The sequence below is a fragment of the Urbifossiella limnaea genome (assembly GCF_007747215.1).
GTDB lineage: Bacteria > Planctomycetota > Planctomycetia > Gemmatales > Gemmataceae > Urbifossiella > Urbifossiella limnaea.
The window spans coordinates 4,335,698-4,356,507 of sequence record NZ_CP036273.1; the positions used below are offsets into that span (position 1 = coordinate 4,335,698).

General features: G+C 69.2%; 20 protein-coding genes and 1 pseudogene. 8 read left to right on the forward strand and 13 right to left on the reverse strand.

All coding sequences use genetic code 11. The features are described 5' to 3' along the window. Positions 1-59: 59 nt before the first annotated feature. Positions 60-845 (reverse strand): MotA/TolQ/ExbB proton channel family protein, encoded by a 786-nt coding sequence (locus tag ETAA1_RS17775; protein WP_145240770.1) that lies wholly within the window; start codon positions 843-845, stop codon positions 60-62. 187 nt (positions 846-1,032) lie between these two features. Here ETAA1_RS17775 and ETAA1_RS17780 point away from each other — a divergent pair, with 187 nt between their 5' ends. Further along, on the forward strand, positions 1,033-2,244 hold the full coding sequence (locus ETAA1_RS17780; protein WP_145240772.1) for an FG-GAP repeat domain-containing protein: 1,212 nt from the start codon (positions 1,033-1,035) through the stop codon (positions 2,242-2,244). Between the two features lie 240 nt (positions 2,245-2,484). Here the strand turns inward: ETAA1_RS17780 and ETAA1_RS17785 are convergent, their stop codons facing one another. Next, complete coding sequence (locus tag ETAA1_RS17785) at positions 2,485-2,847, reverse strand: ribosome-binding factor A (protein WP_145240774.1); 363 nt, start codon at positions 2,845-2,847, stop codon at positions 2,485-2,487. Between the two features lie 205 nt (positions 2,848-3,052). Beyond that, positions 3,053-3,811: a hypothetical protein gene (locus tag ETAA1_RS17790; protein ID WP_145240776.1), complete on the reverse strand. Its 759-nt coding sequence runs from the start codon at positions 3,809-3,811 to the stop codon at positions 3,053-3,055. 154 nt (positions 3,812-3,965) lie between these two features. On the opposite strand from ETAA1_RS17790, the gene ETAA1_RS17795 reads away from it, so the two are divergent. From ETAA1_RS17795 to ETAA1_RS17805, 3 genes are all read left to right on the forward strand, one after another. After that, positions 3,966-5,102: a pyridoxal-phosphate-dependent aminotransferase family protein gene (locus ETAA1_RS17795; protein ID WP_202920193.1), complete on the forward strand. Its 1,137-nt coding sequence runs from the start codon at positions 3,966-3,968 to the stop codon at positions 5,100-5,102. Positions 5,103-5,189: 87 nt separating this feature from the next. After that, positions 5,190-5,726: a peptide chain release factor family protein gene (locus ETAA1_RS17800; protein ID WP_145240781.1), complete on the forward strand. Its 537-nt coding sequence runs from the start codon at positions 5,190-5,192 to the stop codon at positions 5,724-5,726. A gap of 114 nt (positions 5,727-5,840) precedes the next feature. Beyond that, complete coding sequence (locus ETAA1_RS17805) at positions 5,841-6,323, forward strand: phosphatase domain-containing protein (RefSeq protein WP_145240783.1); 483 nt, start codon at positions 5,841-5,843, stop codon at positions 6,321-6,323. Here ETAA1_RS17805 and ETAA1_RS17810 read toward each other — a convergent pair. Continuing rightward, a complete protein-coding gene (locus ETAA1_RS17810; protein WP_145240785.1) occupies positions 6,301-8,613 on the reverse strand; it encodes a hypothetical protein in 2,313 nt (770 codons plus the stop codon). The two genes, ETAA1_RS17805 and ETAA1_RS17810, sit on opposite strands and share 23 nt — an antisense overlap. A gap of 75 nt (positions 8,614-8,688) precedes the next feature. On the opposite strand from ETAA1_RS17810, the gene ETAA1_RS17815 reads away from it, so the two are divergent. Further along, complete coding sequence (locus ETAA1_RS17815; RefSeq protein WP_145240787.1) at positions 8,689-9,552, forward strand: NAD-dependent epimerase/dehydratase family protein; 864 nt, start codon at positions 8,689-8,691, stop codon at positions 9,550-9,552. Positions 9,553-9,563: 11 nt separating this feature from the next. Further along, entirely contained in the window at positions 9,564-10,643 is a 1,080-nt protein-coding gene (locus ETAA1_RS17820) for a 3-keto-disaccharide hydrolase (RefSeq protein ID WP_145240789.1), read from the forward strand. A gap of 1,048 nt (positions 10,644-11,691) precedes the next feature. Here ETAA1_RS17820 and ETAA1_RS17825 read toward each other — a convergent pair. From ETAA1_RS17825 to ETAA1_RS17845, 6 genes and pseudogenes are all read right to left on the reverse strand, one after another. Beyond that, positions 11,692-13,221, reverse strand: coding sequence for a DUF1501 domain-containing protein (locus ETAA1_RS17825; RefSeq protein WP_202920194.1), 1,530 nt, complete (start codon positions 13,219-13,221; stop codon positions 11,692-11,694). Further along, on the reverse strand, positions 13,188-13,355 hold the full coding sequence (locus tag ETAA1_RS32065; RefSeq protein ID WP_202920195.1) for a hypothetical protein: 168 nt from the start codon (positions 13,353-13,355) through the stop codon (positions 13,188-13,190). Before ETAA1_RS32065 ends, ETAA1_RS17825 begins: the two co-directional genes overlap by 34 nt. A gap of 192 nt (positions 13,356-13,547) precedes the next feature. After that, positions 13,548-14,747, reverse strand: a pseudogene (locus ETAA1_RS32930) (DUF1800 domain-containing protein). Then, positions 14,702-15,028: a hypothetical protein gene (locus tag ETAA1_RS32070; protein ID WP_202920197.1), complete on the reverse strand. Its 327-nt coding sequence runs from the start codon at positions 15,026-15,028 to the stop codon at positions 14,702-14,704. Before ETAA1_RS32070 ends, ETAA1_RS32930 begins: the two are co-directional and overlap by 46 nt. A 130-nt stretch (positions 15,029-15,158) precedes the next feature. Then, on the reverse strand, positions 15,159-15,599 hold the full coding sequence (locus ETAA1_RS32075) for a YHS domain-containing protein (protein ID WP_202920198.1): 441 nt from the start codon (positions 15,597-15,599) through the stop codon (positions 15,159-15,161). Positions 15,600-16,048: 449 nt separating this feature from the next. Continuing rightward, on the reverse strand, positions 16,049-16,393 hold the full coding sequence (locus ETAA1_RS17845; protein WP_145240795.1) for a carbon storage regulator: 345 nt from the start codon (positions 16,391-16,393) through the stop codon (positions 16,049-16,051). A 308-nt stretch (positions 16,394-16,701) separates the two neighbouring features. Here ETAA1_RS17845 and ETAA1_RS17850 point away from each other — a divergent pair, with 308 nt between their 5' ends. Continuing rightward, entirely contained in the window at positions 16,702-17,157 is a 456-nt protein-coding gene (locus ETAA1_RS17850) for a response regulator (protein ID WP_238389244.1), read from the forward strand. Positions 17,158-17,177: 20 nt separating this feature from the next. Here the strand turns inward: ETAA1_RS17850 and ETAA1_RS17855 are convergent, their stop codons facing one another. Beyond that, positions 17,178-17,654: a transposase gene (locus ETAA1_RS17855; RefSeq protein ID WP_202920199.1), complete on the reverse strand. Its 477-nt coding sequence runs from the start codon at positions 17,652-17,654 to the stop codon at positions 17,178-17,180. Positions 17,655-17,785: 131 nt separating this feature from the next. Here ETAA1_RS17855 and ETAA1_RS17860 point away from each other — a divergent pair, with 131 nt between their 5' ends. Then, positions 17,786-18,934 (forward strand): ISAs1 family transposase, encoded by a 1,149-nt coding sequence (locus ETAA1_RS17860; protein WP_145240801.1) that lies wholly within the window; start codon positions 17,786-17,788, stop codon positions 18,932-18,934. Here ETAA1_RS17860 and ETAA1_RS17865 read toward each other — a convergent pair. After that, positions 18,920-19,555 carry a helix-turn-helix domain-containing protein gene (locus ETAA1_RS17865; protein WP_145240803.1) on the reverse strand — a complete coding sequence of 212 codons (636 nt, stop codon included), beginning with the start codon at positions 19,553-19,555 and terminating at the stop codon, positions 18,920-18,922. The two genes, ETAA1_RS17860 and ETAA1_RS17865, sit on opposite strands and share 15 nt — an antisense overlap. A gap of 62 nt (positions 19,556-19,617) precedes the next feature. Further along, complete coding sequence (gene eboE / locus ETAA1_RS17870) at positions 19,618-20,775, reverse strand: metabolite traffic protein EboE (RefSeq protein WP_145240805.1); 1,158 nt, start codon at positions 20,773-20,775, stop codon at positions 19,618-19,620. Positions 20,776-20,810: the final 35 nt, after the last annotated feature.

The following is a 20,810-nucleotide window of genomic DNA, read 5'->3' on the forward strand; positions in this document are numbered from 1 at the left end:
AGGCCGCCTACGCCGCGCGGGGTTCCACCCCGGGCTACACGCCGTCGCCCCTCCGGGGCTCAACCCGGGTCGTAGAGCCGGAGTAACAGGTGTTCCTGGCAGTACTCTTGAGCGTCCACGACGAGCGTTTCCTCCGCCCGCTGGACGGTGTGGACGATGTACATCAGCACCAGGCTCAGCAGCAGCGCCACAAGTGTGCAGTCGAACGCGATCTTCAGCTGGTCGGTCGCCTGGCGGGTGAAGTCGGCCATGCCCACGTCGGTGACGCCGGCCATGCCGAACGCCCCTGCCAGCCCGCGGACCGTACCCACGAAGCCGATCGCCGGGATCGCCCACGCCAGGTAGTGGACGGTCCCCATCGTGCTGACGAGCCGGCTCGTCTCAACGTCGGCCTGACTGCGGACTACCTCCGCCACGTCCGGTGCCGACTTCGAGATGGCGTACTTACCGAGCCCGAGGCGGATCATGTTCGCCAGGATGAACGGCCGGCGGCCGGTCACGTGCTCGACCTTGCGGGCCAGAGGGCGGGCGTCCTCCGGCAGGATGCGGGCGCCTTCCTCGTCGGGGAGGAGGCCGAAGCCGAACGCCGACCGCTGCCGCCACACCTCGCGGTAGCGGCTCTGGAGGATCAGCGCCGCCCACACGAACGCCACGTAACAGAGCACCTGCTCGGGGCCGAGGAACAGCGCCCGCAGCCGCTCCGGCGTCCACTTCGCGGCGAAGTCCTCGCGGGTCTCGCCGCCGGCGAGGTGCCACAGCGGCACCACCGCGCCGCCGACGACGGCCAGCGCCAGCACCAGCAGCAGCCACTCGCGGGCCGGGCGGTGCGAGGCCGGAATGGTCATGCGTCGTCCTTCCGCGGCGGGGCCGGTGCCAACCCCACCATTGTCCCGATCCGTGCGGCCCGGTCAACCCGGGCGACCGCCCCGAGCCGTCTCGGACGCCGCCCGGGGTGACGGCGAGTGCCTCATGGGTAAACTGGGGGGCACGCCTGAATCCTGTCAACCCTAGTTCACACCCCAGGGTGTTCGCATGCGGGCCGCTGGTATTCTCCTCCCCGGGCTGGTCGCCGCGGCAATCTGTAACGCCGGCGCGGCCGCCCCCGCCCCGCTCCGCTTCCGCACGCAGGAGATCGACGCCAAACTCGCCATCGGCTACTGCGTCCTCACCGCCGACCTGAACGGTGACGCGAAGCCCGACATCCTCGTCGTCGACAAGGAGAAGGTGGTCTGGTATGAGAACCCGACGTGGAAGAAGCGCGTGATCCTCGACGGCAAGAGCCGCCCGGACAACGTCTCGGCCGCGGTGCTCGACATCGACGGCGACGGGCACCTTGACGTGGTGCTTGGGGCAGCGTGGCGGCCGTTCGACACCGCGAACCCCGGCACGCTACAGTGGCTGAAGCGCGGCAAGAGCCTCGACGACGAGTGGACGATGTTCCCCATCCCGTGCGACGAGCCGACCGTGCACCGCGTGCGCGCCTTCGACATCGATGGCGACGGAAAACCCGAAATCGTTCACGTGCCACTGATGGGCCGAGACGCGACGCAGAAGGGGAACTGGCTCGACGGCCGGCCGGTGCGGGTGATGGCGTACAAGGTGCCGGCCGAGCCGGAGAAGGCTGAGCGGTGGAAGGCCGAGGTACTGTTCGACGAGTTACACGTGATGCACAACTTCGCCCCGGTGCCGGCCCGCGGCGGCAACGACATCCTGGTGACCAGCTACGAGGGCGTGTACCGCCTGACGCGCGGCCAGCCGAAGTGGCTCGCCGCGAAGGTGGGCGCGGGGAACCAGGCGACGCCTGCGGGTAACCGCGGGGCGAGCGAGATCAAGCTCGGCAAGCTCGGCAGTGGCCCCGTCATCGGTACGATCGAGCCGTGGCACGGGAACCAGGTCGTGACGTACACGAAGGGTCGTGGCGAACTGTGGGACCGGCACGTCGTGGACGAGAAGCTGAAGTGGGGCCATGGGGTCGCCTTCGCCGACCTGGACGGCGTGCCCGGCGACGAACTCGTCATCGGCGTCCGTGACAACCCCAAGGCCGGCGAGGCGTTCACCGAGAAGGCGGGCGTTCGGGTCTACACGCACGGCGCGGGCGGGTGGTCGCGGCAACTCGTGGACGAGGGCGGCGTGGCGGTCGAAGACCTGACGACGGCCGACCTGGACGGCGACGGGAAGGTGGACATCGTCGCCTGTGGCCGGGCCACCAAGAACGTGCGGATTTACTGGAATCAGGGGCGGTGATCGTTTCACCGCGTGCGGCGATGCGCCGCAGTGCAACGCCGCACGCGGCAACGGAACTCAGACGGGTTACGAGAACCCCCGGACCCGCAGGCCGGGCGCCTCCAGGCCGAGCCAATCCGCCAGCCGGTCCTCCCCGCGAGCCAACCTCACCCTGGTGAGGCTGCCGCTCTAATCGCTGGACGCGAGCCCGGGCCGCCGGAACAAGCCGGCCGCCGGGAGTGCCCCGGCGGCCGGCTGAGGTCACACGACTTCGAACACCAGTTCTGGGGCGTGCCGGCGGTTCACCACCGCCGCGACTTCACCCCGTAGCCGGCCCGCGGCGCGGGCCAACCCGGCTTCCGCCGCCGTTCGACTGATGCTGCCGTCAGCTGGCAGCATCGTCGTAACCCGCAGTCGACCCGTGTGAGGGGCCGGGGTCACGTACGCCACGGTCAGTGGCTGCACGACCGGGTCGGCGCACCCGCCGACCGCTGCGTGCAATACCTCCGCCACCTGCCTACACAACTGGTGGGCCTTGCGGCCGGCCCCTCTCGGGGCGTTCCACGGCTTTCGGTGCCAGTCCTTCGGGTCGGTCCCGTCCTCGGGGCCAAGCTCATCCGTCACGTCCGCCCACTCTACGGGCGGACCGAATCCGCGACTCATCGGTCTTGCTTCCTGGAACAAGGTGTGTGAATTGACGCCGCGACACGGGTTCCGTTGCACTCGGTCGCACGGGTCACCTCCTTCCGGGTATGAGATCAGAGAACGACGAACCTCCCGCAGCGCGGGTTCGCGCCGGTTGCCGAAGAATCGTGGTGAGGCGGTCGAACTAGCGGCGGCAGTGGCCGGCAACCGGGCCGCGGTATGTGCAAACGTCGATGGGGTACTGTTTGAGCGCCAGTTGCGGGAGCAGCCAGTCGTGCGTCGTCAGCGGGTCGATGGGCGCGGGCGAGTTCATGACGCGGCGCACGAGCCGGGCGGACGCCGGCTGCCCGTAGAGGAACAGCGGGTACCCCACGCGCGAGATCTCGGGGTCCATGTCCGTGATGGAGTGGATGCAGTCGCAGCCGGCTCCGGTCCGCCCGGCTTCGCCCCACGAGTCGATGCACTGGTACCCGACCGCGCCGGACTCCATGAACGACTTCTGCACCCGAAACCGGTAAGCGAACCGGTGCCACACCTCGTACGGGCCCCAGAGGGCCACGTCTTGTTTCGTGTCGAGCATGGCCCGCATCGTCTCGTGCAGGCCGTAGTTGCGCCCCGGCACGGTCTTCCGGCTCAGCGCCTGAATCGGCATCTCGACGGGGAGCCAACTGATGGTCTCCTCGCCGACGCGCGGCGGGCCGCCGGGAACGTCGGTCGTGGTGACCAGCGTCGCCCAGGTGTGGGTGTACGCCGGGTTGCGGCTCGGCTTGTCGGAGCCGAAAACGATGAGGTAGTGCCGCACCCCGGGCTGTGGCTCGAGAGCGGCGAGTTCGGCCGGGCTGATGTGAGACGCGGGCGTCGGCGGCTGGACGGCGAAGAGTGCGCACCCGACCGCCGGCAGCGACAGCCCGAAAAGCACGGCGATGCGGGCGGAGTCGGTCATGCGGCCTCGCGGGGACGGGTCATCGGGCGTTATCGGCACCGCCCGCCCGGTCACTCCAGTTTCCCAGTCCTGGGAAGGGTGCGAACCCGGCCGGTCGATGCGCGCGTCCTTAGAATGAGTCCGTTCGCCTCCCCACATTAGGACGCAATCGCTGATGAAGCCCCGCCTGTTCACCCCCGGCCCGACCCCGGTTCCCGAGGAGACGCTGTTAGAACTGGCACGACCGGTCACCTACCACCGATCCGCCGAGGCCAAGGCCATCCTCGCCGAGGTCACCGAAGACCTGAAGTACGTCTTCCGCACGGCCAACCCGGTGTTCACCCTCACCAGTTCCGGCACCGGCGGGATGGAGGCGGCCGTCTCGAGTTGCCTCGCTGCGGGCGAGAAGGTCATCCTCCTCACGGCCGGCCGGTGGGGCGAGCGGTGGCGCGGCGTCCTGAAGGCGCACGGGGCGAACATCGTCGCCGTCGAGGTGCCCTACGGCAAGGCCGTGACGCCTGAAATGGCCGAGGCGGCGGTGAAGGCCAACCCGGACGCAAAGGCCGTCTTCGCCACGCTCAGCGAAACGAGCACCGGCGTCGGCCACGACGTCGCGGCGTTCGGAAAGATCGTCGCCCCGACCGAGGCGCTGCTGATCGTGGACGGCATCAGCGGTCTCGGTGCGATGGAGTGCCGGGTGGACGAGTGGAACATCGACGTGTGCGTGACCGGCTCGCAGAAGGCGCTGATGCTGCCGCCGGGGCTGGCGTTCGTCAGCGTCAGCGACAAGGCGTGGAAGAAGATGGACGCCACGCCGGTGCGGAACTTCTACTTCGACCTGCGCCGCTACCGCAAGAGCCAGCTGGAGAGCGACACGCCGTTCACACCGGCCAACACGTTGATCCGCGCCCAGCGGGCGAGCCTGAAGCGGATCCGCACCGAGGGGATCGAAAACCTGTGGGCGCGGCACGAGCGGATCGCCAAGGCCGCCCGCGCGGCGGTGAGGGCGATGGGGCTGCAAAACTTCGCCGAGCGGCCGAACAGCGCCCTGACGGTGATTTCCGTCCCGGCCGGTGTCGACGGCAGCGGGACCCTGAAGAAGCTGGAGAAGCAGTACGGCTACAAGCTGGCGGACGGCCAGGACGCGATGAAGGGGAAGATTTGGCGGCTGAGTCACATGGGCTACACCGACGCCTTCGAAGTGCTCGGCGCGATCAGCGCACTTGAACTGGTTCTGGCCGAAGGCGGGTTCAATCTGCAGATCGGCTCCGGCGTCGCCGCCTTCCAGCAGGCCTACGCCGCAGGAAAGTAATCCGCCGGGCGAGCTGGGGGTGTCAGACACCCCCGGCTTCATGCGGCGCGTACGATCTGAATCCGGGGGCGACGCCCCCGGCTCGCCATGCCACGCCCCCCCCGCTCCACCTGGGCCGCCCTGACGCCCGATCAACTCCTCGCGCAGTGCGAGGTCGACACGTACCGCGCCAGCGGGCCCGGGGGGCAGAAACGGAACAAGACTAGCTCCGCCGTCCGCCTTCGTCACCCGCCGACCGGGCTGCTCGTTATCGCCGAAGAATCGAGGTCGCAGCACGAAAACAAGGCCCGCGCCCTCGACCGCCTCGGCCAGGCCCTTTACCTCCACCTCCGCGATGGGATGCCGCCCGACCTTACGCCCGAGACCGTGGCCGAACTGCGCGACTACGCTGCCGCCCGCGACCGCACCGGCCGCCTGTCACTGGGCCGCAAAGACCCGCGGTTCTGGCCGGCGGTCGGTGTCGTTCTCGACCTACTCGCGGCGACGGGGGCGCGCGTCGCCGAGACGGCATCGCTGCTCGGCGTCTCGACCGGAAACCTGATTGACTTCTTGCAGACCGATCCGAAGGTGTGGCAGGTGGCGAACCAACTCCGGGCGGCGGCGGGGCGGAAACCGCTGAAGTAGTGGACAGGGGGCAGTTGACAGAGGACAGTAAGTCGGAACAGCGTACGCGGGAGTCGCGGGTGGGTATCATGCCCTCTGCCGGACTGTCCTCCGTCCACCGTCCACGACGTGCTGATGCCCCCACCCGGGTTTTCGTGGGTCGACCGGCCCCGCCTCGCCGCTCTCGCCCGGCCGGACACGGCCGAGGACCTCCGCTGGCTCCGCCGCAACGGCGTCGAAGTGCTCATCTCGCTCACCGAGGAGCCCCTGCCGCGGCGCTGGGTGAACGAAGCCGGGCTACTCGCCGTCAGCGTACCCGTCCCCGACTTCGAGGCCCCAACCGACCGTCAGCTCGACCACATCCTCGACGCCATTCTAAAAGCCCACCGCACCGGGATGGGCGTGGCCGTCCACTGCGCCGCTGGCCTCGGCCGCACCGGCACCGTACTCGCGGCGTACCTCGTCGCCGGCGGCGAGGAGCCGCGGTCGGCACTGGCACGGGTGCGGGAACTCCGGCCTGGTTCGGTGGAAACGGCCGACCAGGAGCGGGCCGTCGAGGCCTACGCCCGGCGGCGGGCCGGTGGCTCGCCGCCGGTCAGCGACCCGGAACCTCGGTGAAGGTGACATCCGTCAGGTCGTAGTGGATCGGCTGCGTGGTGCCCGTGATCAGGTCGGGCGGCCCCTCCGACCGAACGCGCACGGTGTGCCGGCCGGGCGGGATTTCCAGGCGGAACGTGCGGCGGAGTTGCTCCGAAGGCCGGTCCTTCTGTTCGCCGTGGAAGGTGAACACGTCGTCCAGTGGGCCGGGGCCGTCGGGCCGGTTCTGCCACGTTAGCGCCGGGGCGCCCGCCAGTGTGACCCGGAAGGGGCCGGGGTGGATGGACGAAAACGTGGCGGTCAGCTCGAACGTCCGGGTGCGGTCGGACGGGTTCACGATCTGGAACGCCGCCGAGCGGTAGCCCTGGCGGTGCAAGTTCTCCTGCCCCCACGGCAGGCTCGACGGGAAGCCGCGGATGAAGCACAGCGCCACGTAGTCGCGCTCCCGCTCCGCCTCGCGGTCGAGGTACGCCGGGTCTTTCGCCCGCAGCCAATCGCGGAACGGCCGCAGGTCGAGGAACACCTGCCGGCCGTCCTTGTGAACGATTTGGGGCAGTTGCACCCCCTGCGGGACCGCCTTGCGGACCTCCTGCACCACGCCGTTCGCCTCGGCCTGCGACCCGTACCCGCGGCCGTCCACGAACAGGCCGTCGAAGCCGCCGGCCACCACCCGAACCACCCGCCGCTGCGGATCGTCGGCCGCGACGCTCCGCAGCCACTCGTCCGTCTCGCGGAACTTGATCGCCCCGTAGCTCGACACGAGCGTCGCGGTGTGGACGTAGAAGCGGGCGTGCTCGTAAGCCCGCAGTTCGTGCAGTCGCGGCACCTCGGGGAACGGCATGTACGGGAGACAGAACACCCGCGCCCCAGGCGCCGCCTCCTCGACCCGGGCGAAGAACTCGCGGTCGTTGCGGAACCGACCAGCCTGCTTCTCGACCTGCTCGACCACGTACTGCGAGAACCACGGCGCCGGCGTCTGGTCGGCGACGCCGAGCGCGACCAGCCCCACGGCCGCGGCCACGCGGTAGCGGCGGGCGCCGGGCCGGTCGAGGAGCCGGCCGTCGAGCCACCACAGCGGCGCCAGCAGGCACAGGAACGCCATGTAGATGCTGAACCGATTCGGGCAGCGAATTTGGTCGAAGACGAGGAGGTTGAACACCGCCGAGAACCCGCCGATCGTGGCGTAGAGGAGCATGAACAGCGTGAGGACCGCGAGCGGGCGGTACGGCCAGCCGAGCCGGTTCGGGACCACCAGCACGCCAAGCAACCCGAGGAAGCCGACGGAGGCGACCGCACCGAGCGAGGCGCAGGCGTTCTCATTGTTCAGCTCGAAGGTGCCGGTGTACGCCGCCTTCGCCCGGCGGAACGCGAAGACGTGGTGGGCGTCGATCGGCAGGATCAGGTGCGCGATCTTCATCCCGTAGAGTTCACTGTCCTGCGGGAACCGCTCGGTCACCGCGGTCCGGTCGTGGCGAAGGACGTGGGCGATGGCCGGGGCATGGTTCAACACGCCGAACACGACGACGAGCCCGGTCAGTAGCGCGGCGGACGCCGCAGTACGCCACGTGCGGTGGACGATCCACCCGTAGCAACCTGCGGCGCAGTAGAGGGCACAGGCGAAGAAGGCGTAGTACGCCCCGGCCGACGCCGTGGCCGCGGCCAGCAGTACCTGCCACCCGGTCGCGCGGGTCTTCAGCGCCAGCGCGTAGGAACCGTCCGGCCGGCGGGTGAAGAACGGCAACTCGCCCTTGCACAGGGCCAGCGCCGGCAGCCACGTCAGCGGGATGACCCAGTACGCCGCGAGGAAGTAGTGGAACTCGCCGCGGAGGTAGTGGTACGGCTGGAAGGCGTAGAGGATGCCGCCCGCGCACGCGAAGGGGTGCGTCAGGCCCAGCCGCCGGAACGCCCACATGGCCGTCACTGCCGTCAGCGGCCACGTCAGCAGGTGGTAGAGGTTGAACACCAGCACCGCGTCGGACGTGAACCGGCCGATGAGCCACACGACCGCGAAGTGGAGGTGGTCGACGACGGGAAAGTCGTACAGCTCGTACCGGCCGGGGAAGCCCATCCGGCTGATTTCCCAGTGGTGCCCGTTCTCGACCGTGGCCTTCACCATCGGCAGGATGAGGAGCACGTCTAGGTCGTAGTCGAGCGGCTCGCGCAGATTGAGCCGGTCGACTCGGTAGCCGGCGGCGATGAGGACGGTGGAGGCGACGGCGGCCAGAACGTACCAGCCGACGCGGACGCGGCGGGACGGGAGCGGTATCCGTTCGGCCGGGGCGGGAGGGTCGGCCGGGGTGGACTCGCCCATCGGTCGGGATACCCTGTTGGCAGCGGGCACGGGGGTACGACGACCCGCCCCGCCCGGACTCACCGAAAGAGATACGTGACCCTACCCGCCCCGGCACCCCCCGCCGCCGACGCCCTCGTCGTTGGCTGCGGCTATCTGGGCCGCCGCGTTGCCGCCCGGTGGGTCGCGGCCGGTCGGCGCGTCGCCGCCGTCACCCGACGCAACACCGCCGAGCTGCGTGCGTTGGGCGTCGAGCCCGTGATCGCCGACGTGACCGACCCGGCCAGCCTCACCGCCGTGCCCCGCGCCGCGGTCGTGCTCTACGCCGTCGGAATGGACCGCGCCGCCGGCCACACCATGCGCGACGTGTACGTCGGCGGCCTGCGGAACGTCCTGGCGGCGCTGCCGGCCGCCAGCCGGTTCGTGTACGTGTCCAGCACCAGCGTCTACGGCCAAACCGACGGCGGATTCGTGGACGAAGCTAGCCCGACGGAGCCGACCGAGGAAGCCGGCCGCGTCGTCCTCGACGCCGAGCGACTGCTGCACGCGCGCCAACGCGACGCGATCGTGCTTCGGCTCGCGGGGCTGTACGGCCCCGACCGGCTGTTGCGGAAGCAGCCCATCCTCAGGGGCGAACCGCTGGTCGGCGACGCGGACCGGTGGCTGAATCTCGTCCACGTCGAGGACGCCGCCGACGCCGTGGTCGCGGCCGTGGACCGAGCCGATCTGGGGGCGACGTACACGATCGCCGACGACGGACCGACCCGGCGGCGGACGTTCTACACGCTCCTTGCCGAGTTGCTAAACGCCCCGCCGGCCGCGTTCGACGAGCGGCCCGAACCCGACGTGCCGAACCGCCGCATCCTTAACAAGCGGGCGCGAGCTGAGATCGGCTGGGCGCCACGCTTCCCGAGCTTTCGCGAAGGCCTCCCCGCCGCCGTCCGCGAGTCCCGCCCGTAACCGGAGCCGCCATGCGTACCACGCTCTCCGTCGCCCTGTTGCTCGCGTTCGCCGGCCCGGTTGCAGCCCAGCCGAAGGCCGCGAGCCTCACCCCGCAGGAGATCGCCGACGGCTGGCTGATGCTGTTCGACGGCGAATCGACGTTCGGTTGGAAGATCGACGGCGCCGCCGAGGTTCAGGATGGCACCCTGATTCTCGGGAAGGGGAAGAAGACGGTCGCGTACCCGACCAGCCGATTCGGGAACGCGTTCGAGTACGAGATACAAGCGGCCGGCACCGGTTCAGTGAGTAGCCCGAAAGAGCGGGTCGAGTTCGAGTCCGACCCGGTCACGGGGTGGCGCACGGTGACGTATCGCCGCACGGACACCGGCGTCGGCATGGGCTCCAGCGGCCCGGGTTCGGTGCGCGGCATGAGCCAGAAAACGGACCGCCCTGAACTCGCTGCCGCCCCGTTCGTGATCGAGACTGACGGGACAACGCCCGTTCGGGTCCGCGCCGCGAAGCTAAAGCCGGGCGGGACGACATCTCTCTTCAACGGCAAGGACCTCGCCGGGTGGACAGTAAATACCGCCGACCCCAAGCGGGCCGCGTCGAAGTTCGAGGTGCCGAAGGACGGGGAGTTGGGGGTCAAGAACGGGCCGGGCGACCTGAAGACGGACCGGGTGTTCGGCGACTTCTTGTTCCAGATGGAGTGCAAGAGTAACGGCAAGTGGCTCAACAGCGGGGTGTTCTTCCGCTGCGTCCCGGACCAGTACCAGAACGGCTACGAGGCCCAGATTCAGAACGCCTACCTCGGCGACGACCGCACCAAGCCGCTCGACTTCGGCACCGGGGCGATCTATCGGCGGGTCGCGGCGCGGAAGGTGGTGAGCAACGACCACCAGTGGTTCACTCTCACCGTGCTCGCTGACGGGGCGCACATCGCGACGTGGGTGAACGGCTACCAGACGGTGGACTGGACCGACGACCGCAAGTCGAACGACAACCCGCGGCAGGGGCTGCGGACCGCCGCGGGTCACCTGTCGATCCAAGGGCACGACCCGACGACGGACCTGCTGTTCCGCCGGCTGCGCGTGGCGGAGCTTCGCTAGCGCAGGCCCGTCAGCGCCGCGAACAGGAACGGCTCGAACCGGATGAACTCCAACGGAAGGCTGAACGAGTCATGCACGTCGATGCGGACCGTCCGGCCGGCGTCGCGAGTGTAGGTCAGGTTCGGGAAGAAGTGGCTACACAGTTCGTGGGCGTTCGGCACGAGTCCCACCTCGGTCGGGTTGAACTCTGAGCTGTTGCGCTCGCTGAACTGCCCGGTCTGGCTGAGGAACAGCGGCGCGACCGTGCAGATGTTCTTCACCACCGACTCCGGCCGGCAGAACTGCAACCCCACCGCGTCCGACGGCATCGTGGTCAGCCGCGCGCCCGTCTCGGAGTCGGGTGACCACATCGGTAGGCGACCGGCGTGGCGGAGGGCGAAGCCCTGCACGCACTGCGGCGTACCACCGATGACGAACAAGTCGCCGCTCACGGCGCAGGTCGGCGTCACCACGCCGAACTCGCGGTTGTAAATCTCGCGGGTGTCGACTTCGGCCACGACCCGCTTGCGAATCTTGGTTCGGCCGCCGGCCAAATTCTCGACGCCGCGGGTCAGTTGGTCGGCCGCGGCCCGCACCTTCGCCGCGTCCTTGACCGACACGCATACCACCTGCCCGAACACGCTCAGCCCCTCCGTCGGCGACTGGTACAGGCACAGCCTGTCACCGAGGTACGGCATCAGGTCGGTGCCGAGGTTTAGGCCGAGCGTGTTCGTCAGTTCGCGATCCAGTTCCTGACGACGACGCTGTCGCGCGGCAGCGAGGACTTTAGTTTCGTCGCTACGGTCGTCGGGGGCGTCGATCACGTCGAACGAGGTGAGGGCCGAGTCGTAGGTGGCGGCGGAGTCGAGCCGCAGGAGGCGGAAGCGGCTCACGTCCGTCGGCAGCGGCGGAAGGTGGGCAAGCGTCACGGGCGCGGCGACGATCACGCCCTTGTCGAGGAGCAGGGCGAGAATCTGTTCCGCGGCCTTCAGGTCGGCGTGGACGGCCTTCAACTCGTCGGGCGATTTCCCTTCCAGTAGCGGCCCCGCGAGCAGGTCGTTGCCGAGCATCATGGGGAGGTGTGCGAGCAGGGCGCGGGCCGAGTCGCCGGTCGGGCCGCGGAGCGCGGAGCCGAGGGCGGAGCCGTCGTAAGCGGCCTTGTGGGCGGTGACGCCGTCCCAGCGGACGAACAACTGCGTGATCGGCGAGCGGAGCTTTCCAGGCTCCTGGGCGCGGGCCGCACCAGCGTAGGCAAACAGGAGTAGGGCGACCGCGGGGGCCAGGCGGGGCATGGTGCGGGCTCCAGATGTGGGGAGGCGATTGCCCGGGGACGGTGGCCCCCCGGGCCTGGTGGAGCGCTACTTCTTTGGCGCGGGCGGCGGTGGGTGCGTCGGGGACCGCCGGCGCGTCGAACACCTCGGCCGTCCGGGTCCGCGCCGCGGTGCCCGGCCGCGGGGGTGGCGCCGCGCCAGCCGGGGCGGCCGGCTTCGCCTTGTCGATTAGCGGCAGCGGCTCGAACACTTGGCCCAACACCAGCCGGCTCTCGACGCCAAGCCACTGGTCCAACAGCGTGGCGTACACCCCGTCGGAAGTCTGTGTGGAAGCGGACGTTGCCGTCCACCAGGTCGTCGAGCTTCGGGTGACGGCCGACGAGCCCGGCGGCCACCTTCGGCCCGGCCACGAATAGGTTCGGGCCGCTGCCGTGGTCGGTGCCGCGGCTGCCGTTCTGCTTCACCCGCCGGCCGAACTCGGAGTACGTCATCAGCACCACCCGCCCGGCCTCGGTGCCGAGCAGGCCGAAGAACTGGTCGACCGCGCCCGACACCTCCTGCAACAGCTCGGTGTGCATGTCGGCCTGCGACGAGTGCGTGTCCAACCCAGCGATCGAGGCGTAGTAGATGCGGGTGCCGAGCCCCTTCTGGATCAGCCGGGCGATCAGGTTCAATTTGCCGCTCAGTGTGGTGAGTTCGTTCGGGGTCGGCTGGTCAAAGCGGCGCGGCTGGGTGTTGGTGTTCGGCTGGATGTCGCGCAGTGCCTCTTCGATCTTCTGAATGCTCGTGTAGGTTTGCAGCTGCCGGCGGCGGACGAACGCGGTCAGGTCGCCGCCGTCGTTGCCGCCGTTCAGGTCTTCGATGAGTCGGCGGCGCGGGGCCGCGTTGCCGGTGAGTTGCAGCCGGAAGCTCGCCCGGTCGGCCAGGCTGATGACGCCGCCGTCGGCGCCGCTGAGCGCGACCGGCAGCCGGTCCTGGCCGACGAACATGCCGGGGACGCCGGCCTCGCGGGCGCGCATGGCCGGGATCCTGCGGCCGAACCAGCCGGTGTTCGGGACGCGGCCGGGGTCGGCGAGCTGCCAGATGTCCATGCTCTCGAAGTGCGACCGGTCCGGGTTCGGGTAGCCGACGCCCTGCACGACCGCGAGTTGCTTCTGGTCGTAGAAGTTCTTCAGTTCGGTGAGCCGTGGGTGGAAGCCGTGGTAGTCGTCGATCCGCAGCACCTCTCGGCGGGTCAGGCCGAGCATCGTGCAGGCGCGGTGGTACAGGTCGTCGCCGTAGGGGGCGATCGTGTTCAGCCCGTCGTTCCCGCCGGCCAGCTCGACCACGACGAGGATGGTGTCCTTGTCCGCGGCCGGGGTTGCGCGGCGGCCCGCGCCAGGAATTCGGGGACGACGGGGCCGGCGGCCAGGAGCGCGGAGCCGCCGAGGGTGCGGCCAAGGAAGTCGCGGCGGTGATGCATGGCGGGGGCTCCGAGTGACGCCGCGAGCGGCGGAAGAGGTAGTTCAGTTGGAATTCGGGCAGGCACATCACCGCGTGCAGCGCCTCGCGAACACGCGATCGGAACGCCGGCGCGTCCTCGATCGCGGTGCCGCTAAGGAACGTCTCGACCTTCCGCCGCGCCGTGGCTGGCGGCGGCTTGCCGAACAGGGCGTCACCCATCCGCGTCACTACCTCGGCGACGCTCGTCGGCTTCGGCTCGAACAGCGTCAGCGTCGGGTCGAGCCGCGGGTCCATCGGCACGACCCGACGCGCCGGGGATCAGCAAGCCGACGGCGCCGCCCGGCGGCACGACGGCGCCGAAGATCGTGAGGTGATCGACCCCACCCGGGTCGGTGGCGATCTTCGAACCGTACACCGCTGCCGCACCGAGCGCCGCTGCCGCCGGTTGGGCGATAACCTCGACCGCCACTGCTTCGGCGACCGCCGCGTCTTTCGGCGTAAGCGGCAACCCCTCTGGTTCGACCTGCTGCCGGACCGAGCGGCGGGGCCACGCACCAAGCGCTACCGTCTCGGCGAAGTTGTTCCGCGCGAGCAACATGGCGCTGGTCGGCCAGTCGGTGCCGGTCCGCCAGCCCTTCACGCTCGGCGGGGCGAACAGCACCTGCCCCATCTTTGCCAGGGGGTCGATCAACTCACCGAGTGGCACCCGGTCCGGCGTCACCGCCCGCACCGCCCCCACCGCGTACTCCACCGGCCAAATCACCCGCCGGCGGTAGGCGTGCGCCGAGAAGAACAGCCGCGATCCGAGCATCGTCCGCACCAACTCCGCGACGTCGTAGTCGCCGCGGCGGAAGCGGTCCTCAAGCGGCGCGAGCAGCGCCCGCGGCGCCGGCGTCTCGCTGACGAGGAAGGCGTACAGGTTGCCGACCAGGAAGCGGGCGCACGCCGGGTGGTCGCCAAGCAGCCGGAGCACGTCGTCGCCACCTCAGTTGCCGGCGCAGCCGAAGTTCGTCCTCGAGCCGTCGTCGTGAAGGTCGCGGTTGAACTCGAACGCCGTCTGGTCCGTGGTGTGGTGCCAGCCGGTGAACGCGCGGGCGGCCTCCTGCACGTCCTTCTCGGTGTAGTTGCCGACGCCGAGGCTGAAGAGTTCCATCACCTCTCGGGCGTAGTTCTCGTTCGGGGCGCCTTTCACATTCTGGTTCGAGTCGAGCCAGATGAGCATCGCCGGGTCGCGGCTCATCTCCAGCAGGAACGGCCGGAACCGGCCGAGCGCGAACCGCCGCAGGGTGGGGTTCTGGTCGAACATCAGGCGGATGGAGCCGACCTTGGCGTAGCTCGTGGCGAAGTGGTTGTGCCAGAACAGCGTCAACCTCTCGCGCAGCGGGTGGCCGCCTTCGAGGATGGTGTACATAGGCACCAGGCGCGGACCGGGACCGCCGGATCGACGGGGGTGTTGTTGAAGTCGGAGCCGAGGCGGATGCGGGTGCCGTCGAGGCGGTAGCGGCCGGCGTCCTCACACATGGCCAGCCGCTCGGCGGCGTCCGGCTCGCCGACTAACAGGCGGTCGAGGGTGCGCGAGAAACCGTCGGCGAGGGCGCGGGCGGTGTTGGTGGGGGCGGGGCCGAACGCGGCGCGGCGGCGAGGTGGGCGACGGCCTTGAGGTACCTCGCCTCGGCGGCCTACGGCGCCCACGGCTGCGAGGCGTCGGCGGGATCGACCTTCGCCAGTTCAGCCGGCAGCGGGGCGGGCATGGTGCCTCACCGGGGTGGGAACCGCGAGTGCCGCATACCCCGCAACCGCAGATCGGTTCAAGGTGCGACGGCTATTTCCCGGCCTTCGCCTTCTGCTCCGCCTCCTTGACGTACTTCTCCGGGTTAGCCTTGAACTCGTCCCGGCAGCCGGAGCAGCAGACGAAGTAGTCCTTGCCCATGAACGTCACCCTCGACGTGCCAAGTCCGCCGCTGACGACACATTCCGGCCCTGTCGGCACGGCTGCGAACGGAACTCCCTCCTTGGTGGCCCCGACCTGGTACTTCTTCCCGTAGGCCAGCGTCGAACCGACGGGCCGTGTCTCGAATCGATACAGGTGGCGGTTGTGGTGCAGCAGGCTGAACACCAGTTGCTGCTCCTCTTTCGCGTCACCGTCGAGCCGGTGAAAGGTCAGTGTCTTGTCGGTGAGCTTGCCGCCGAATCGGATCGTGGCCTTGTCGGTCGTTGTGAGGGTGAGGCGGTACGGCCACGGGGTTTCGTTTGAGAATCGCACTTCCCCGCTCTCGAAGTACTTGCTCTTGCTGAAAGTGATACCCAGCCAAGCATCTTGCCTCGAGAAGGACCACCCCCAGGTGACGCCTTCTGTCCATATGCCAGCAGCGCGCTCCTCTTTCGACACACCCTCCGGATAGCCGGTCCCCTTCCAGGTTCCGACCAGGACGTTCAACGGCTGTAAACCCTCACGTGCGCTCAACATCGGCGCCGGTGGCTGTGCAGAAATCGCCAGAATGGCAGTTATTAGGACAGACCAGATGCGCATGACTTAACCCAGTCCGACGGGCCACGGTGAGTCCGTTTCAGTCTCAGCCAGAACGACGCACGACGGGTGTGATTTCAACGTGAAGATCGAACCGGTGCCCGGCACAAAGCCGTAAACCCACCGTGCGGGTGGGTTTACAGTGCCCAAACGGGCCGAAGAGGCGTGTACAACCGCGTTCTCCGTTAGCGGGGCTTGCGGACGCGCGGTTGGCCGATCGGCACCGCCTCGGCTGCGGTCGGGGCGGGGACGTGCTCGGCGATGCGGTTGTGCAGCTTCGACGAAGTCTCGCCCGCCGCAACGATCGTCGGACTGACCCCGTCGGTCGTGACCCCCTGCGCCACAGCGTGGAGCACGTCGGTGGCTTGCTCCTGTTGGATTTTCTCGAAGATTTCCTGGCGGTCGACGCGGACGTTGTCCGGTGCCTCGATGCCGATCTTAACGCGGCCGGGGCCGATGTTGACGACGGTGAGGCGGATGTTCCCGGCGATTACGATCTGTTCGCCGGCGCGACGTGTGAGAACGAGCATGTGATCCTCCCTGATGTAGCCGGTGCGGCGGGGTGGGCTGACCGCGAACCGCGGGCCGCCAGTCCTTCGGCGCTCCGTCTGACTGATATTACGCCACAACCGGGTCGAAATTCCGACAGAATCGGCAGATTTCTTAAAGTCCCAGTTGCCGCTCACATCACATGCAACCCGCGCGCCAAGACGAGAATTCATCCCCACTGAGCGCACGGGTGGTACGCGGCTTGCCCCCCAGCTGGAGCCGGGATACCCCCACCAATCGCGCCCGAGTATCATTCTCCGGGCCCGACCTGAAGAACGCGGATGACTTTGTGACGACGACTTCACCTACACCTGCCGCGCTGGCCGACACCGGCGGGTTGGTTCTCGCGCCCCCCACATCCCACGTGCCACTCCGCGTGTTGTGCGTAGACGACAACCAGGACGCCGCAGACTCACTCGGAGCGTTGCTGCGGCTGGTCGGATTCGACGCGCGCGTGTGCCACGATGCCGCAACGGCGCTCACGGTCGCTGCGGCGTTCTCGCCCGAGGCCTGCGTACTGGACATCACCATGCCGGGGATGGACGGTTGTGAGTTGGCCGCACTGATGCGGGCGCGCGACGCCGGGCTCTACCTCGTCGCGGTGACGGCGCTGGGCGACGAGGAAGCCGTGGCCCGAACTGAGGTCGCCGGATTCGATCTGCACTTCGTGAAACCGGTCGCCCCGCAGCAACTGATCGACGCCTTGTTCGCATTCGAGCAGCGGGCACGCTGGAGCGACGACTAAGCAGGTCCGCAGAAGTTCTTTCACAAGACGTTCCCCAACCAGAAGTCGTCAGAGAAGACGCCGGCGGTCTTCAAGGCCCACGCGGGTGACTGGGTCTCCAGGTAGCCGATGAATCGCTCGACCTGCTCCTCCAGGGTGGCGTACTGCTTGTCGGCACTCACCACGTCCTTGGCCTGGCCCCACAACGTGTCCATCGGGTTGAGCTGGAGTGCCCGCTTGGGCAGCCACAGCAACTCGAACCCGAACTCGTCGGCCAGCCGGACCGACCCCTTGGCCGTATGGCTCGGGTCCTCGTCCAGCAGCATCGCCACGTGCCAGCCCCGGTAGGAGCTGCGCACCACCCGCAGGAACGCCTGGAAGTCGGCCGCCCGCTGGTGCTCCCGGGGCACCAACAGGCGGTGGCCGGTCCGCAGGTTCATCGCCCCGAAGACCACCCGCCGGCCGTTCCGCCCGCAGAGGAGAACCTCCTTGGGCTGGCCCCCACGGCCAGCGCGCATAACTGGGCAATCTGGGGGGCATTGCGCGAGGGGCCGCATCGGCGTACACCAGGGCCTGGGGCCGGGGCCGTCGGGCCACACGACCGTCGGGGGCATCCCGGCACCGCCCCGCTCACCGAGGGGCCACCGGCATGGCGACCACGAGGGTCAACGTCGAAGCCATCGGCTCCTACTTCGAGTCGTTGTCCGACCCCCGGCACGTCCGCAACCGGAAGCACCTCCTGGTTGACGTCGTGGTGATCGCCGTGTGCGGCCTGGTGTGCGGGTGCGACGGCCCGACCGCCATCCACCGGTGGGCCGCCAACCGCCGGGATTGGCCCGACGAGTTCCTCACGCTGCCCAACGGCGTCCCCTCACGGGATTGCATCCGCCGGGTGCTGATCGCCCTCCAGCCCGAGGCTTTCCAGCGCTGCTTCCAGGAGTGGATCGCCGACGCCCTGGCACCCGCCGGGGGCGGCCCCGGCCGCCTGGTCGCCATCGACGGCAAGACGCTCCGGCGGTCCCACGATGCGGCCAACGGGCTGGGTCCGCTGCACGTCGTCAGCGCCTGGGCGAGCGAGCACGGGGTCGCGTTGGGCCAGGTCGCGACCGAGGAGAAGTCGAACGAGATCACTGCCATCCCCGTCCTGCTGAAGCAGATCGAGCTCGCCAGGGCCGTGGTCACGATCGACGCGATGGGGTGCCAGAAGGACGTCGCGCGGGACGTCGTGGCCGGCGGCGGGGACTTCGTGATCGCCGTGAAGGACAACCAGCCGAAGCTCGCCGAGGCCATCGGGTCGGTCGTCGAGAAGCACCTGGACGGCGAACTGGAGGCACGCAAGCGCCGGCGCCACGAGACCGACGAGCGCGGGCACGGCCGGCGTGACGAGCGGTTCTACTTCGTGGCCCAGGTGCCGCCGGATTTTGCGGCCCGAGCGGAGTGGCCGTGGGTCAAGGCCGTCGGCACGGCGGTGCGGGTCACCACGCACGCCGACGGGACCCAGAGCGACGAGGTGCGGTACGACATGCTGAGCCGGTTCCTGAGCGGCAAACGCTTCGGGGAGGCGGTTCGGGCGCACTGGGGCATCGAGTCGATGCACTGGGTCTTGGACGTGACGTTCCGCGAGGACGAGAGCCGGACGCGCGAGCGGGTGCTGGCGAACAACTTGAGTTGGCTCCGGCGGTTCGCCGTCACGCTACTGAAGCGGCATCCCATCAAGGACAGCATCCGGGGGAAGATGATTCGCTGCCTGATGAATACACAGTTCCTCGACGAAGTCCTGACATTACCAGCAGTCTGATACGCGCTGACCGTGGCCGGCCCCGGGGCGACCAGGCGGACCGCAGCGGCGGGAACAGCAGCAGGTCGGTCTCGTCCTCCGCCAGGACGACGCTACGTGCCGGCAGTCGCCGGATGTGCCGCAGGATGCGCCTCTATTTTTCCCCCCGAACTCGGGGTCCGGGTCGAGGGTGTAGCGGGACCGCTTCCAGCTGTACCTCATCCGCTGCAACTCCCGCCGGAGGGCGTCGTCGGAGAACGGCCGGCCGGTGCGGCGGGTCAGGTGCTCGCGGAGCAACGGGACGGTCCACTGGGCGGCGAAGTAGCCCACCTCCTGGGGAGAGCGGCCCAGGAGTTCGCGGAGCAACTCCCGGTCCGACGGGGTCAGCAGGCGGGGCCGCCCGGACCGGTCGCGGTCGGCGAGGGCCGCCGGGGCGTGGTCACGGCCGTAGGTCGCGACCCAGTGGTAGACCGCCCGGAGTGTGACCCGGAGCCGGCCGGCGACGGAGGCGACCGGTTCCCCATCGGCGACCCCCAGGACCGCGAGGGTGCGGCGGTACACGCGGGCATCGCGGGTGGAGCGGAGTTGCTGTCCCAGGTGCCGTCGTTGCCAGTACGTCAGCGTCAAGGCGTCCACGGCCATCCTCCCCTACCCGGGAGGCTACCACGATAGGGCCGCTTGCGAAAGAACTTCTGCGGACCTGCTTAGTCCGCCCGGCTCCAATCCTCGACCGCCGTCAACTCGCGGACGAGTCCGGCCACCAAATCGATCGCCCCGCCCGGCAGCACCTCCCACGTGTACGTCTCGACCTCGACGTGCGGCGCCTCCGGTAGTTCGGCCACGGCGGCGAGGCACTCGCGGACGGCGGGCTTGGTAGTGCAGAGTGGGCCGAGTTGGTCGGCGTCGACGGGGACGTGGAAGTGGACTCGCCATGCGGCTGCGTCACGGAAGGCCGGCGGCGGGTCGGTGCAGAGGGCGTCGGTCAGGTCGGCGGCCGCCGCTACGACACCGCCGGGGCCGCCGGCGAACACCTGGTGCAGGTAGCGAGGCTCGGCGTAGGTGCGAAGCACCTCGCGGCCGGCGACGTTCGTTCCGGGGTTCTTCAGCTCGATCGCGCAGCTGACCTGGACCTTGTTCACACGCACGCCGGCCCGCGCGAGCGTACGGACCGCCTCCCCCGCGTCCTCGAACTCGACGGCCTGATGACACACGTCGTAACAGACGCCGACGTGCTCGCGCACGAGTTTCTCGTCCGAGTCGGCCGCGGCCCACAGCGTCTCAAAGAACTCGATCGTTTCGGCCGTAGTTTCTAGCAGGCAAAACGGCTCGGGTTCGATCGCCACGCGGATTGTGCGCCCGGTGCGCTCGCGCAACTCGCGAAGGTGACGCGCAACGCCGACGAGGTTGCGAGCGCAAGCGGAACGAAAATCCGCGGTGTGGTCGAAGCCTTTGAAGCCGAGCGGCAGCGTCGAAATACTGCCGTCCTCACCCGGCGGCAGGAGCACGGCCAGCACCGCGGCACACTTCCGCGTGTAGTCGGCGCGCTCGGGCGCTCCCCAGTCGGGGCGGTAGACCTGTTCTTTGACGCGGGCGGCGTGGAAGTCGCCGTAGGGGAACGCGTTGAGGGTGTAACACGGCAGTCGGCGGGCGGCGAGTTGCGCGGCGAATTCCAGCAACCGATCAGGCGACGCGAGCAGTTCATCGACGACCGGCCGGGCAAGCCACAACCCCGCGGCGACCGGCCGGCCGAGCGCCTCGCGCACCGGAAGCGTGTACTGATCGAGTCCGGCGAGCACGTCGGCTACGGAGCGACCGGGGTGAACGTTGGTACAATACCCGATTGGGCGGGCAGACAAGGCCATGCATGGTCCTCGGCGGGAACCGCCATTCTACCGCG

Bases quoted from the DNA above. Each gene is read 5' to 3' on its own strand.
- ETAA1_RS17855 (WP_202920199.1), bottom strand. From the start codon at position 17,654: ATGCGCGCTGGCCGTGGGGGCCAGCCCAAGGAGGTTCTCCTCTGCGGG.
- ETAA1_RS17790 (WP_145240776.1), bottom strand. From the start codon at position 3,811: ATGACCGACTCCGCCCGCATCGCCGTGCTTTTCGGGCTGTCGCTGCCG.
- ETAA1_RS17780 (WP_145240772.1), top strand. From the start codon at position 1,033: ATGCGGGCCGCTGGTATTCTCCTCCCCGGGCTGGTCGCCGCGGCAATC.
- ETAA1_RS32065 (WP_202920195.1), bottom strand. From the start codon at position 13,355: ATGCATCACCGCCGCGACTTCCTTGGCCGCACCCTCGGCGGCTCCGCG.
- ETAA1_RS17805 (WP_145240783.1), top strand. From the start codon at position 5,841: ATGCCCCCACCCGGGTTTTCGTGGGTCGACCGGCCCCGCCTCGCCGCT.
- eboE (WP_145240805.1), bottom strand. From the start codon at position 20,775: ATGGCCTTGTCTGCCCGCCCAATCGGGTATTGTACCAACGTTCACCCC.
- ETAA1_RS17820 (WP_145240789.1), top strand. From the start codon at position 9,564: ATGCGTACCACGCTCTCCGTCGCCCTGTTGCTCGCGTTCGCCGGCCCG.
- ETAA1_RS17810 (WP_145240785.1), bottom strand. From the start codon at position 8,613: ATGGGCGAGTCCACCCCGGCCGACCCTCCCGCCCCGGCCGAACGGATA.
- ETAA1_RS17775 (WP_145240770.1), bottom strand. From the start codon at position 845: ATGACCATTCCGGCCTCGCACCGCCCGGCCCGCGAGTGGCTGCTGCTG.
- ETAA1_RS17845 (WP_145240795.1), bottom strand. From the start codon at position 16,393: ATGCTCGTTCTCACACGTCGCGCCGGCGAACAGATCGTAATCGCCGGG.
- ETAA1_RS17860 (WP_145240801.1), top strand. From the start codon at position 17,786: ATGGCGACCACGAGGGTCAACGTCGAAGCCATCGGCTCCTACTTCGAG.
- ETAA1_RS17795 (WP_202920193.1), top strand. From the start codon at position 3,966: ATGAAGCCCCGCCTGTTCACCCCCGGCCCGACCCCGGTTCCCGAGGAG.
- ETAA1_RS17865 (WP_145240803.1), bottom strand. From the start codon at position 19,555: ATGGCCGTGGACGCCTTGACGCTGACGTACTGGCAACGACGGCACCTG.
- ETAA1_RS17800 (WP_145240781.1), top strand. From the start codon at position 5,190: ATGCCACGCCCCCCCCGCTCCACCTGGGCCGCCCTGACGCCCGATCAA.